Raw genomic sequence first — 14,573 nt, 5'->3', positions numbered from 1 at the left:
CCCCCATGCGTTTCATCATCACATTATTCCTGCTGGCGACGGTAGCGATTGCGAAGGACCGCCCGCGCCTGTGCGTGCTCACGGACATCGGCGGTGATCCCGACGATCAACAGTCCATGGTGCGTCTGATGGTGTATGCCAATGAATTCCAGATCGAAGGGCTGATCGCCAGCGCCTCCGGAACACCGGGAGAACTGAAGAAAGCCATCACGCGCCCCGATCTGATTCGCGAGATTGTATCTGCCTATGGCAAGGTGCGCGTAAATCTCGCCAGGCACGCGGATGGCTGGCCGACGGAGCAGGAACTGATGGCGCGGGTCAAGTCTGGCAATCCACGGCGCGGTCACGGACACGTCGGCGAAGGCCACGACACCGAAGGCTCGCGCTGGCTCATCGAATGTGTGGATGCCGGCACGCCGGAACGGCCATTGAACATCGCAATCTGGGGCGGGCAGAATGATTTGGCGCAGGCGCTCTGGCGCGTGAAGCATGATCGTGGCTTCTCGGGACTGGCGCGATTCGTTCAGCGCTTTCGCGTTTACGACATCATGGACCAGGACGGCATCGCCGACTGGATGCGCGGAGAGTTTCCCGGCATGTGCTACATTCTCACGGTGGCGCCGAAAGACCGCGACAAGCGCGCTGCGACATTTCGCGGTATGTATCTCGGCGGGGATGAATCGCTCACCAGTCGCGAATGGATTGAGGTGAATGTGCGTGGCAAAGGCCCGCTCGGCGCGCTTTACCCGATAAAAACATGGACCGCCCCCAACCCGTACGGTTGCATGAAAGAAGGCGACACACCCTCGTGGTTTTTCTTTCTACCGACTGGAGGCAACGATCCCTCCGACCCGGCCAGGCCCGGTTGGGGCGGCCAATATGAAAAGAGTGCCGATGGCTGGTGGCGTGATATTCCCGGACTCGATCCGCGCGCCGCCGTGCATCGTTGGCGTCCTCAATTCCAAGCCGACTTCGCCATGCGAATGGGTTGGTGCATGGAATAATAAAAATGCCGGGATGCACCAACCTATTTGAAGATTGAGCTTGGCGGGCAAATCCGGCGACATCATTGCGAATCAAAAGTATGAAAAAGTTCCTCCTTGCCGCATTGCTTATTATCCCCGGCTTCATGTCGCCGCCACGCCGACACCGCTGCGCATCGTCATGGACCGACCGTCTGCAAAGAGGCGCCCCTCGTGGCTTTCTAGACTGGAGGCACGTCTCCAACCCGCGCCGGGGGGAGCCAATATAAAGAGGCCGAGGCGGCGGCGATATTCCCGGCCTCGATCCACGCACCGGAGAATCGTTGGCGTCCTCAATTCCAAGCCGACTTCGCCATGCGAATGGGTTGGTGCATGGAATAATAAAAATGCCGGGATGCACCAACCTATTTGAAGATTGAGCTTGGCGGGCAAATCCGGCGACATCATTGCGAATCAAAAGTATGAAAAAGTTCCTCCTTGCCGCATTGCTTATTATCCCCGGCTTCATGTCCGCCGCCACGCCGACACCGCTGCGCATCGTCGTCATAGGCGACTCGACCGTCTGCAATTATCCCGAGGCGCGCCCCGATCGTGGCTGGGGACAGTTCCTTGAGGCACAATTCAAGGACGGCACCGTCAAAGTCACCAACCTCGCCGCCGCGGGTCGGAGTACCAAGACATTTATAAAGGAAGGCCGCTGGAAAAAGGCCCTGGCGGAAAAACCCGACTACGTCTTCATCCAATTCGGCCATAACGATTCTCACGCACCGGAGAATCCCGAGTCCACCAACGCTGCCACCGATTACAAGAACTACTTGCGCCGTTATATTGACGAAGCGCACTCCATCGGCGCGGTGCCGGTTCTCGTGACGCCGATGGTGCGCAGGCTCTTCAACGACGACGGAAAACTCAAAAACGAACTCCAGCCCTACGCCGACGCGATGAAGGCGGTCGGCGCGGAAAAAAACATCGCGGTGATCGATCTGCACGCGGCGAGCAAGGAACTCGTCGAGCGACTCGGCCCGGCGGGCGCCGCCAAGTTTGCGAACAAGAAAGGCGACCGCACGCACTTCAATGAAAAAGGCGCCCGTGCGATGCTCGGTCTCGTGATGCAGGCGCTGCCAGTCGCCGAGCCCAGGCTCGCGACCTATTTGAAACAGATTCCGCTGCTGCCGTCCCAACAATAACCCGCGGTTTCTGCCTCCTCTTATATCGCGATGCCCTGTATCTCCCCGCGCTTGTCTTCGGTGCGGTTCCCTGTTCCCCCAGTGGGCGCTTCACCCCATCCAATCGCGGTTTTAGGTTTATTCGCTTGTCCGCGATAACAATACGACATTCACTCGCAATATCCGAATTCCCGAACGCATAACCTTCGCCCCATGACAAAACTCACTGTCCTTGACCAAGATGTTGCCCACTACACGCATAATGAGGACGATTTCATCAGCCTCACGGACATCGCCCGTTACAAGAACCAAGACAGCACCGACGATCTCATCCGCAACTGGCTGCGCAATCGTAACACGCTTGAGTTTCTCGGCATCTGGGAACAACTCAATAATCCCAGTTTTAAACCCGTCGAATTCGACGGGTTTAGAATTCAAGCAGGTCTGAACAGTTTCACCCTTACTCCCAAGCAATGGATCGAAAAGACCGGAGCCATCGGGCTCGTATCCAAACCCGGACGCTATGGTGGCACCTACGCCCACAAGGACATCGCCTTCGAGTTCGCGTCGTGGATTTCGGTCGAGTTCAAACTCTATCTCATAAAAGAGTTTCAACGGCTCAAGGATGAGGAGCGCAAAACCCTTGGCTGGGACATCCGCCGCAACCTTGCCCGCATTAACTACCGCATTCATACGGACGCCATTCAGACACACCTGATCCCGGAAAAACTCACGCCAAGCCAGACCTCGCAAATCTACGCCAGCGAAGCCGACGTGCTCAACCTTGCGCTCTTCGGTAAAACCGCCGCGCAATGGCGCGCCGCCAACCCCGGCAAAAAGGGAAACATGCGCGACGAGGCCGGCACCACCCAACTCGTTTGCCTCTCCAACTTGGAAAATCTCAACGCCCTATTCATTTCCGAAAAACTCCCGCAAAAAGAACGTCTCGAACGCCTCAACCAGATTGCCATTCAACAGATGACAATTCTCACGACACATCCAAGTCTGCGACTGGACAAGGCGCATGGCGATGGCGACAAAAACCGACGATAAAACGTTTTAAACAGGATTGCATCCGCCCGATTCAAAATGCCCGGCGCTGGGTACCGTGCATGCAGGAGCGAAACTCACCCGAGAAACTTCATCACGGCCTCCATGCGGGAGTGGACGTGGAGTTTGGCGTAGATGTTTTTCAGATGGCAATTCACCGTGCCGGGGCTGATCGAACATTCCTTGGCGATTTCCTTCATCGAGAGTCCGCGGGCCAGCGCTTGCAGGATGTCCATTTCCCGGCGCGTCAGGTTTTCATCTTTTATGCGTTCCTTCGGGATGGGCTGTTTTTTCTGGAATGACTGGATGATCTTGCGCGCGATTTCCCCGGTCATCGGCACCTCGCCTTTCATGAGGTTGTGAATCGCATTCAGGACGTCGGCATCGGATGAGCGTTTCAACAGGTAGCCGCTTGCGCCGGCTTCGAGCGCCCTGAATATTTCCTCGGTGTCCTCGTAAACGGTAAAGATGAGCACCTCGGTTTTGGGCAGCATGTCCTTGAGTCGGGCGGTGGCTTCGATGCCCGAGCCATCGGGCAGATTGATGTCCATGAGCACGACATCGGGCGTGAGCGGGGGAATCTGTTTGAGCGCGCTGCGCATGCGGCGGCAGGTGCACGCGAGCTGAAGCCCGGAGTCACGGGCGATGACCTGTTCGAGTTCCTTGGTCCATGCGGCGCTGTCTTCGACTATGGCAACTGAGATGGGCATTGGGATATTGGGGAAAATGGTGGATCAATCGCTGTTCCCAGGGGAATGGGGCGGGCGATACTGCAAGGATATGTTGAGCATGATTTGGGTGCCTTCGCCTGGGCCGGCTTTGATTTCGATTTGTCCTCCGGCTTCGGCCATGCGCTCGCGCATGTTGTCCAAGCCGTAGTGGTCATCTTCCCGCAATGCCGCTGGATCGAAGCCGCGGCCGTTGTCGCTGATGCTCATTGTAAAGTGCCCGTGGTCGGCGTTCATCTGGATTTTGATGTGGTCGGCCTGCGCATATTTGAGCGTGTTGTTCAGCGCTTCCTTTGTGATGGCAGCAAGGTGGTGGCGGATTTCGGGTGTCACGGGGATGTCGGGAATGGCATCCACCCCGTCAATGGTGCAGGTAATGGGTGTGTCATGCAGAAGGCGCTGGGTGTAGCGTGATATGTAGGCTGCGAGCCGCTGCCACGAGTCGTTTTGTGGGTTTACAGTCCACACGATGCGATGGAGGTCCTCGACGAGCTCTCGCGACTGGATGGCGAGTCCCGAGAGTTTTTCCTTTTGCCGAGGGTCGTCGGCCTTGCGGCAGACGGAGTCGGCGACAAATCCCACCTGGCTTATGCGGCTGCCGAGCTCGTCATGAAGGTCGCGCGCGATCCGGACGCGTTCCCGGTCGAGGGCCTTTTCGAGTTCGAGGCGGCGCAGGCGTTGCCGGAGTATGCGGTTCGAGACGCGGCGCGCGATCCACGCCACGGCAAAGACGATGACCAGCGCGATGGCGGCGCGGAACCAGCCAGTCTGCCACCATGTGGCCGCGATTTCAATCACGAGCGAACTTTGCGCGCCGGGCGCGCTGCCGCCGGCATCCATGCTCTCGACGTGGAAAATGTATTTTCCGGGCAGCAGGCGGGAATACACGCTGGAGCGTTCCCCAGTGGCATCGATCCAGTCCAAGTCGAAACCCTCCAGCATGCGGCGCACGCGCGTGCGCTCCGGCGATGAAAAGTTCAGCGCGGCAAACGAGAACTCGACCTGCGTTGCATGGGGGCCGATGCGCAGAGGCTTTTGGCTGTCGCCGGGAGCGTTGCCGGAGTGAATGCCGGTGTAAGCGCCGTTTGCGGACAGGCCGTCAATGTAAACCGGCTGTTTCCTTGCTGTCTCCACGGACGGCCTGGTGGCGTCGAAGCCCACCACGCCGCGGTAGGTCGCGAACCATACGCGCCCGTCACGGCTTTTCCATGTCATGGGCTGCCCGCCGATCATGCCGGAGAGTCCTTCGAGATTATCGTCGCGGCCAAAGAGTGTGACGGGGACGGAGCGGCCCGGCGCTAATTTCGCGGCGAGCAGTTTGCCGATTTCGACGCAAAAGATACCGCGACGACTGCTTGTCCAGAGGCGGTTGTGGTTGTCGGAAATGACTTGGTAAAGGACGTCGTCCGGGAAACCATCCGCGCAGGTGAAGAGCATTGGATTTTGTTTGTCCCAGAGCAGCAAGCCGACCGAGGTGGCCAGCCAGAGCCGGTTGTCGGCGTCCGCATGGAGTGCGTAAATCTGGACGGCTTTCAGCTTGGGAGGGAGGGGCTGCTCGGCGAAGCTTTCACTGTCTTTTGCGAGTTTGAACAACAGGCCGTAATGCGTGGCGACCCAGATCTCCGGGCCATCAGGGCCTTGTTGTTCGATCACGCCGGCGACACGTTTTCCGGGCCAGCCTTCCTTTTTTGTGAACTCGCGCAATTTTTCATCGTGCAGGCGTCCGATGCGCCCGTTTGCCCAGCTTATCCAGACATCGCCGCCGCTGGCGCAAAAGAGTGTCTGGACATTGGTGATGTTGAAATCGTGGCGGCGCAGCACCCGCGCATCATCACTCGGCTGCACAGCGGGTGTGGAGTAGAGTCCGTCGAGCGCGCCGATCCAAACGGTGCCGCGCTGGTCGGCGCAAATGTTGCTTGCGTAGGGGATGCGCCCGGATCCCGTGCGAATCACGAGCGTCAGACCGTTCTTGATGCGTACCGGGCCGCCCGACTGGTTGGCGAACCAGAGCGCGCCCGTCTCGTCCTCGGTGATGGAGGAACTGGTGTCCTTGGGCATGCCCAGCGCCGTGTTTATGATCACGTGGTGTTTTCGTTTCAGCCGGATGAGGCCGCCGCCATTGGTGCCGAGCCACACATTGCCGTCTATGTCTTCGTTAATTGATTCGACGCGGTCGTGTCGCAAGGCCAGGCGCGTCAGTTTGCCATCAACGAACCGGAGCACGCCGTTGCGACGGGTTGCCAGCCAAAGCACGCCGTCGGCGGTTTCGTAGATATCCTGAATACCGACTTGCGCCGCCGGCCAGTCGGCGCCCTCCAGCACAACGCGCCATTTCCCGTCCTCGAATCTTGCGAGCCTGTCGCGGCCGGCAACCCACAAGCCGCCCTCGCGCGCCTTGGCCGCCATGATCGAGTAATCGGGCAGCAACTTGTGGCGGTGCAGTCCGTCTGTATCATGCCAGCCCAGAAAATCGCCGCTCGCCACCCACGTGCGGTTTTTTCCTTCGGACACGATGCAGAACCGCGAGCTACGCCGCCCTACGCCCGATTCCGGCCCGAACGTTTCCATGCGCCGGCCATCCCAGCGCATGAGGGAAACGGGAGCCACCGTGCCTATCCAAAGAGCGCCTGTTTCATCGACCGCGAGGTCCGCCGCCGAGGCATTCCTTATGAGCGCATCAGCCGGGTGCGGCTCGAATTTTCCATCTCGCAAACGCACGAGTTTTCCGTGTCCCGTGAGCATCACCATGGTGCATTCGTCCTCCACGGCTAGCGCACGTATCTCGGGCCGGCCTTGGGCAAACTCGCCCGGCATGGGATAATCAATAAAATACCGTCCATCGAAACGCGCCACGCCGCCTTGCGTGCCCAGCCACAGAAAACCGCGCGGGTCGCGCACCACATCGTTGATGGCATTGTGCGGCAGGCCGCCCTCCCCATGCCACGTTGACACGACAAACTCTCCTATGGAGAGCATGGAGTCGTCCCGGTTCCATGGCGGCGCGCCCGTTATATATAACGGCGATGCCATTGCCAGCATCGCGAAAACCAAACCCGTGCTCCGGATAAATGAAGAAAGCCGAAAATTATCAATAGCCGTGAAAAGGCGCAAGAGGCGCAAAAACAATATCAGGGGCGACATGGGCGAAATTAAAGTTCCGCGACTGGCGTCGGGGCAAGGAGGCGCATGCTCGGAAGTGACCCGGAGGACATTGCCTTCAACCTCTACCGGCAACTCGGTGCCGCCGGCACCCCGAAAAAAATCAACACCGCGCCCATCACCGCCACCACCGACTACAGCGACAAACCCGGCAGCAGCGCCTTCAACGACACCATCACCTACCATGTGCGCCCCGTCATCGGCGGCGTCGAGCAAACCGCGCAGGCGGGCGCGCCGTTCACCCTCCCGGCCAGCGCGCCGCGCCGCCAGTACTTCACGCTCCCGCTCCGCCAGGACACCGGCCCCGACGGTCCTTACACGGTTAAGTTTTGCTGGGTCGGTGACCTCGACGGCGACGGCGAATATGACTTCGTCGTTGACCGGCACTCGTCGAAAAACTCCGACACCGACGAGACCAATGACGAGGATGCCGAAGGCTCCAGCGCCTACGGCCAGTTTCTCGAAGCCTACAAACGCGACGGCACCTTTCTCTGGCGCCTGAGCCTCGGCCCGAATTCCAAGGACGCGCGCGGCGCGTCCGTCATCAGCGTCGGCGCCTCCGACAGCGTCACCGTCTTCGACCTCGACGGCGACGGCCGCGCCGAGGTCGTCGTCCGCACCGCCAACGGCGTCACCGGCGCCAGCGCCGACGGCGCGCCCACCTTCTCCGTCACCGCCCCCGATAACAGCGCCCAGTTTGTCTCCATCATCGACGGCCTCACCGGCACCGAAAAAGCCCGCGCCCCCATCGAGACCACTTGGAACCGCTACGGCCCGCTCACCTTCCGCCTCGGCATCGCCTGGCTCGACGGCGTCCGTCCCAGTGTCGTCTTCTACGGCATGAACCGCGACCGGGACAAGAACAGTCCCACCTACCTCGACCACTTCTACGTTTTCACCGCGTGGAATTTCCGCGACGGCCAACTCGTGCGCCTCTGGCAGCTTGAGCAGGATCAGCGCGTCCTCCCCGGTGCCGAGTCCCACTCGCTCCGCATCGCCGACGTGGACAACGACGGTCGCGACGAAATCTGCGAGATCGGCCACGTTATTGACCACGACGGCACGCAGCTCTTCCGCGTTCCCGGCGTCTCCCACGGCGACCGCTACCACATCACCGACATCGACCCTGACCACCCCGGCCTCGAAACCTACGTCATCCAGCAAAACAACTCCGCCATGCTCGCCACCGCGCTCTATGAGGCGGGCACCGGCAGGTATCTGAAAAAATGGTATGCCGGTTCCGTCTGCGACGTCGGGCGCGGCCTCGCCGCGGATCTCACGCCGGACTCCCGCGGCTATGAAATGTTCTCCACCCAGCGCGGCGTTTTCTCCGCCAAGGGCGACCCGCTTTACGACAAGGAAGTCTGGCCTTCCGAGGGGCTGTGGTGGGACTCCGACCTCGCCCGCGAATTCATCGGCGGCATCAGTACCTACGGTAAAAACCCCATCATCGAAAAATTCAATCCCGCGACGGGCAACAGCGACCGCGTCTATGTCGGCGGCAAAAATCTCTACAGCGTCGGCGGCGACTATTCCAACATCGCCGGCTCCGGTGGGCGCCCCGCGTTCTGGGGCGACATCCTCGGCGACTGGCGCGAGGAAATCGTGCTCGTCAAAAGCGACTGCACCGAGCTGCGCATCCTTACCACCACCAGCCCCGCGACAAACCGCCTCCGCACTCTCATGCACAACCCGCAGTATCGCGCGCAAACCACGACCAAGGGCTACGTGCAGGGCAGCTACGTTGACTATTATCTCGGCTATGCCATGCCGCCGCCCGCCCCACCGCCGATGACGCCGGCTGCGCTCACTTGGAGCGGCTCCGCCTCCGCCGACTGGAGCGCCGGCGGCGCGCAGAACTGGCTTCGCGACGCTGTCACACCCGGTGCCACGCCCGCGCCCGCCGCCTACGCCGACGGCCAGTCCGTGCTCTTCGACCTTTCGGGCGCGTCGCAGGCACCCATCGTGCTCGCTGGTAACCTCGCCCCTCAATCCGTCGCCGTGTATTCGCCACACAACTACACGTTTACCGGCGCCGGCAAAATCACCGGCGCGGCCACGCTCACCAAGGCCGGCGCGGGCTCGCTCACGCTTGAAAACACGCATGACTATTTTGGAAAAACAACTGTGTGGGACGGCGCGCTTGTCGTGAACGGCGCGCTTTCAAATTCCCCCGTCGAGGTTTGGGGCGGAGTCTGGGGCGGCGCTGCAGCCGAAGGCAAAACCGGCGGACGGCTCGAAGGCTCCGGCACCATCAGCCAGTCCGTCACCATCAACGAAAACGGCGCGCTCTCACCCGGCACGGCATCGGCCACCGGCACGCTCGCGTTCCACGCCGGCCTCGCCACCGTCGACCGCTCCGTGCTCATCCTCGACACCGCCGGCACGCCCGCAGGCGCGAATGACCGCGTCGCCGTCACCGGCGCCGTCACTCTCTCCGACCTCACCACCATCATCGTCCGCAACGTCGCCAGTCCCGGCACCCCGCTCTCTCCTGGAAACTACCCGCTCATCACCTGCTCCGGCGGAACCATCACCGCCGACCTGTCCAAAATTTCCATTCAAACGCCCAAAGGCACGCCCTTCATCGCCTCCATCCAGGACGGCGCCCTTACGCTCACGGTGCCGACCCTGCGCGCACCTGCGACCGTCACTTGGATTGGAGGCGCAAATTCCGACATCTGGGACATCGCCTCGTCGCCCAACTGGACGCAGGGTGCCGCCGCCGAGGTCTTCGTCCCCGGCGACGCCATCATCTTCGACGATGCTGGCGCGGCGCACCCCGCCGTCACCCTCGACGGCGAGCTTTCCGTCGCCGCGCTCACCGTCACCGGCACCGCCGACTATACGCTCTCCGGTGCGGGCTTCATTTCCGGCGCGGGCGGGTTGAACAAATCCGGCGCGGGCACGCTCACCCTCGCCACCGCCAACACCCACACCGGCGCAACCACCATCACCGGCGGCGTGCTCGCCGTAACCGCCATCGGCGACGCCGGCGAACCCGGTCCGCTCGGCGCGTCCTCCTCCGCCGCCGCCAATCTCGTGCTCAACGGCGGCACCCTCCGCCTCGACGCCCCGGCCAACACCAACCGCTGCCTCACGCTAGGCGTGGACGGCGCGTGCATCCATGTTTCAAATACAACGGACTACCTGCAAATCTCCGGCACGCTCACCGGCCCCGGCGCGCTGCACAAGACCGGCCCCGGCCTCCTCACCCTCGCCTCCGCCAACACACACGAGGGCGGTGTCGTTATCGAGGAGGGTCGCCTGCTCCTTGCCGGCGTCATCGCCAACAGTGGCGGCATCGGCTCCGGCACCGTCACTCTGAAGGGCGGCGCCCTCGCCATGTCCGACAAGCGCGGCTCCGAGCACGCCGCGTGGCCCGTTCATGTGCCGGCCGGCGCCGCCGCGCGTCTTGAGGCCGACGGCCGCTGCGTGCTCGACGGCGCGCTCACCGGCTCCGGCACGCTCGATTATCGCACGCCCTACGTCCGCTCCGACATCGCCGGCGACTGGTCCGCCTTCGCCGGGCGCCTCAACATCATCGCAGCCTCCGGCGGCGGCGAGTTCCGTTTGAACAACGCCGCCGGCCTGCCCGCCGCCATGCTGCACCTCGCCGCCAGCGCGTCCGCGTATTATATAAAATCGGTTCCTTCCTCGGGCGTCACCGTCCCTCTCGGCGCGCTCTCGGGCGAGCCCGGCTCGGAACTCTCCGGCGGCCCCACCTCGGGCCGTACCCTCCGCTGGCAGATCGGTGCCAAGGGCGGCGATACCGTCTTCGCGGGCGCCATCGCCAACGGCTCCGGCTACGCCGCCCTTGAAAAAGTCGGCCCCGGCGCGCTCACCCTCACCGGCACCAGCACTTACACCCGAGAGACCACCGTCATCGCCGGCGCGCTCATCGTGGACGGCGCGCTCGGCGCGACCGCCGTCACCGTGAAAAGCGATGCGACCATCGGCGGTGCCGGCGCGCTCGGCGGCTCGCTCACCCTCGAAAACGGCGCGCGCTGGCAACTCCCGTCCGAGCCCGATTCAGGCCTCGCCATTACCGGCGCTGTCACGCTTTCCGGCACCGTCACCGTCGTGCCGCCGCCGTTTTTTGAAAACATCGCCAGCCAACGCTACCGCCTCTTCGTCTCTGCCGGCGCGCTCGCCAACAACGCCACCCTCGTCTGGGCAGGCGACCCCTCGGGCCGGCTCGACACCTCGGTGGCCGGCGAGATCGCCGTCACCTTCGTCCCCGTCGCCCCGCCGCCAGTCGCCTCCGCCACCATCGCGCTCGTCACCTTGGCCGGTGCAGCCGGCGTGCCCGGCGTCGCCAACGGCCCCGCCTCCGCCGCCCGCTTCCACTTCCCCGACGCACTCGTTGTCGGCGCCGACGGCAGCGTTTATGTCGCCGACACCGGCAATCGCGTTATCCGCAAAATCGCGTCCGACGGCACCGTCACCACCGTCGAACAGGCCCCCGCCTTTCCCTCACCCGCCAACCAGATTGCCGACGACGCTGGGAACCTCTACATCGCCGACACCGCCAGCCACACCATCCGCCGTATCGACGCGTTCACCAGCGCCACCACCAGCGTTGCCGGCCTCACCGGCAACCCTGGCTCTGCCGACGGGCTCGGCTCCGCCGCCCGCCTCCGCTCACCCGCCGGCCTCGCCTTCGACGCCGCCACCGGCGACCTCTACATCGCCGACACCGGCAATCACACCATCCGCGTCCTCCTTGACGGGCCGCGCATTTTGAAGCACCCCGAAAATAAAACCGTCGCCCCCGGTGCCACCGCCACCTTCGAGGTCCTCGCCATCGGCGCGCCCAATCCGGCCTACGAATGGCGCAAAAACGGCGACACCATCGCCAGCGCCACAAATTACAATTACACCATCCCTGTCGCAGCCCCGGCGCACGACGGCGCCTACACCGCGCTCGTTTTCAACGAAATGGGCACCCTCGCCACCACCCCCGCCACGCTCGCCGTCACTGCGACATCCAGCGGCACCTCCACACCTCTCCCTTCCGGGGGCAGCGACCAAGGAGGGGGTGGCGGCGGTGCCCCCGGCTTCTGGTATCTGCCCGCCCTCGCGGGGCTCGCCGTCCTGAAAGGGGTCTGCAAAAAAGCAGGTCTGCCGACGTCTAAAATATTCACTCTTCGCATCCTTCGCATCCTTCGCGTTTTAACATAAAACACCCCTCCGGCTTTTAATCTGAATCCACATCATCCATGTACCACCAAACTACCTCCGCCCCCGTGCTGCCGCGCCCCGTTATGGCTGCGGTTTCATTGCTTCTCCTCGCCTTGTCCGGCGCGCTCCCGCTCGCCGCGCAACCGCTCATTTGGACCGGCAGTGCGAGCAACAACTGGGACGCCACCACTCAGAACAACTGGACGCGCGAAGGTGCCGCCACCGCCTACGCCGACGGTGCCGATGTCGTCTTTGACGACACCTCCGTCACCGGCACCATCGCCTTCCCCGCCAATGTCGCGCCCGGCTCCATTGTCGTTGACACCTCGCGCGACCTCGTCTTCGCCACCACCGCCGCCGCCGCCATCACCGGCACGGCCCCGCTCACCAAGCGCGGCGGGGGCACACTCTCCTTCTCCGGCAAAAACGGCACCGCCTACACCGGCACCACCACCATCGAGGCCGGCATCCTCCTTCAGCGCCTCAACAACACCGACATCGCCCCCTCCCTCGGCCCCATCGTCTTCGCCGGCGGCACCCTCACCCACACCCGCTACACCAGCGGCGAGACCAGCCTGACCGACCAGGCCTTCCACGTGCCCGACGGACAGACAGGCGCGTTCGTCGCGAACACCTCCCGCAAACTCAAATTCCAGACCATCCTCACCGGCGGCGGCACCCTCGCCGTCGATGTCACCAACGCCACCGGTGCCAGCAGCTACTACTTCGAGTTGCTCGACACGGATTTGTCCGGCTTCACCGGCGAACTCCGCTTTGTCTCCACCGGTGCGATCCGCACCGTCAACAACCGCCCCTTAAACCGCGCCTCCTCCTTCGACAACATCATCCTCGTCCTCGAAAACGCCACCTTGGCGCAATACAATACCAACGCCGCCAACTTCAAGGAATTGCGCATCGGCGCCCTTTCCAGTTCCGGCACCTTCGCCCGCCTTCAGGCCCTCAACCAATCCCTCGGCACGCACTATATCATCGGCGGCAAAAACCTCGACACCACCTACGCCGGCGACTTCGCCGACGGCAGCGCCTCCAACCCCGCCTCCCTCACCAAAGTCGGCGCCGGCGTCCTCACCCTCTCCGGCACCACCGCGCACACCGGCTCCACCATCGTGCAGGCCGGCGCGCTCAACCTCGCGGGCGCGTTCACCGCCGCCTCCCCCGTCACTGTCGCAGCCACCGGCTCCCTCGGCGGCTCCGGTAGCGTCACCGGCAACGTCACCGTCGCCGACGGTGCCACCCTTTTCGCCGCCGTCTCCGAAAGCGGCGGCGCCGCCGGCCTCGAGGTCGCCGGTGCCGCCACCCTCGGTGCCACGCTCAACATCTCCCTCCATGCTCCCGCCGGCGCCGCGCTCGCCTCCGGCACCCACACCATCACCGTGCTCCACGCCGCTGGCGGCATCGCCGGCGCTCCCGTGCTTGCCTGGACCGGACCGGCGGTGGACGGCAATGTCGCCCTCGCGCAGACCACCGACAGCATCACCGCCACTATCACACCGCACGCGCCTGTCATCACCAGCGCGCTCACCGCCACCGGCACCGCCGGCATCCCGTTCAGCTACCAGATTGTCGCGACCAACAATCCGGCCAGCTACACCGCCACCGGACTTCCCTCCGGCCTCTCCGTCGCCACCACCACCGGCGTCATCTCCGGCCTGCCCTCCGTCGTCGCCACCAGCACCGTGGCCATCACCGCCACCAACGCCGGCGGCTCCGACACCCGGAACCTCGTCCTCACCATCGAGTCGGCGGACGTGCCGACTGTCGCACCGTCCATCACCAGCGCACCAACCGCCACCGGCACCGTCGGCGCGCCGTTTTCCTACCAGATCGCCGCCGCCCCCGGCCCCATCAGCGGCTACGCCGCCGCGCCGCTGCCCGCCGGCCTCGCTCTCAACGCCGTCACCGGCCTCGTCTCCGGCACTCCCTCCGCCTGGGGCGCGACCACCATCACCCTTTCCGCCACCAACGCCGTCGGCACCGGCACCGCCGGCCTCGTCCTCACCGCCTACGCCCCGCCCGTCATCACCAGCGCTGCCACCGCCGAGGGCATTGTCGGCGGCGCCTTCAGCTATACCATCACCGCCGAGGGCGGTCCCGGCAACACCTTCGCCGCCACCGGCCTGCCTTCCGGCCTCTCGCTCGCCGCCGCCACCGGCGTCATCTCCGGCACCCCCACCGGCATCGGCGCCTTCACCGGCACCCTCACCGCCACCAACCCTGCCGGCTCCGACACCAAGACTCTTGACCTCACCGTCACCTCCCTCGCCCCCGCCATCACCAGTCCG

At 63.6% G+C, this 14,573-nt stretch carries 6 protein-coding genes and 1 pseudogene; 5 read left to right on the top strand and 2 right to left on the bottom strand.

Features of this window, described 5'->3' with window-relative positions; translation table 11 throughout:
* Positions 1-5: 5 nt before the first annotated feature.
* From OH491_RS12400 to OH491_RS12390, 3 genes are all read left to right on the top strand, one after another.
* The gene (locus OH491_RS12400) at positions 6-1,004 is read left to right on the top strand and encodes a DUF1593 domain-containing protein (protein ID WP_068770982.1); all 999 of its coding nucleotides are present in this window, start codon (positions 6-8) and stop codon (positions 1,002-1,004) included.
* A 440-nt stretch (positions 1,005-1,444) separates the two neighbouring features.
* On the top strand, positions 1,445-2,170 hold the full coding sequence (locus tag OH491_RS12395) for a rhamnogalacturonan acetylesterase (RefSeq protein ID WP_068770983.1): 726 nt from the start codon (positions 1,445-1,447) through the stop codon (positions 2,168-2,170).
* A gap of 192 nt (positions 2,171-2,362) precedes the next feature.
* A complete protein-coding gene (locus OH491_RS12390) occupies positions 2,363-3,202 on the top strand; it encodes a KilA-N domain-containing protein (RefSeq protein ID WP_068770984.1) in 840 nt (279 codons plus the stop codon).
* 74 nt (positions 3,203-3,276) lie between these two features.
* Here OH491_RS12390 and OH491_RS12385 read toward each other — a convergent pair whose 3' ends face one another.
* Together OH491_RS12385 and OH491_RS12380 are read right to left on the bottom strand one after the other, a co-directional pair.
* Complete coding sequence (locus OH491_RS12385; RefSeq protein ID WP_068770985.1) at positions 3,277-3,909, bottom strand: response regulator; 633 nt, start codon at positions 3,907-3,909, stop codon at positions 3,277-3,279.
* 24 nt (positions 3,910-3,933) lie between these two features.
* On the bottom strand, positions 3,934-6,903 hold the full coding sequence (locus OH491_RS12380) for a sensor histidine kinase (protein ID WP_334319416.1): 2,970 nt from the start codon (positions 6,901-6,903) through the stop codon (positions 3,934-3,936).
* A gap of 210 nt (positions 6,904-7,113) precedes the next feature.
* On the opposite strand from OH491_RS12380, the gene OH491_RS12375 reads away from it, so the two are divergent.
* Together OH491_RS12375 and OH491_RS12370 are read left to right on the top strand one after the other, a co-directional pair.
* Positions 7,114-12,270 (top strand): autotransporter-associated beta strand repeat-containing protein, encoded by a 5,157-nt coding sequence (locus tag OH491_RS12375; protein ID WP_342751046.1) that lies wholly within the window; start codon positions 7,114-7,116, stop codon positions 12,268-12,270.
* A 38-nt stretch (positions 12,271-12,308) separates the two neighbouring features.
* A pseudogene (locus tag OH491_RS12370) lies at positions 12,309-14,534 on the top strand (beta strand repeat-containing protein); the annotation flags it as partial.
* Positions 14,535-14,573: the final 39 nt, after the last annotated feature.

The organism is Termitidicoccus mucosus (assembly GCF_038725785.1).
GTDB classification, from domain to species: domain Bacteria; phylum Verrucomicrobiota; class Verrucomicrobiia; order Opitutales; family Opitutaceae; genus Termitidicoccus; species Termitidicoccus mucosus.
The sequence above is the reverse complement of the archived record's forward strand: the minus strand, read 5'-3'. Positions and strand labels throughout refer to the sequence as shown.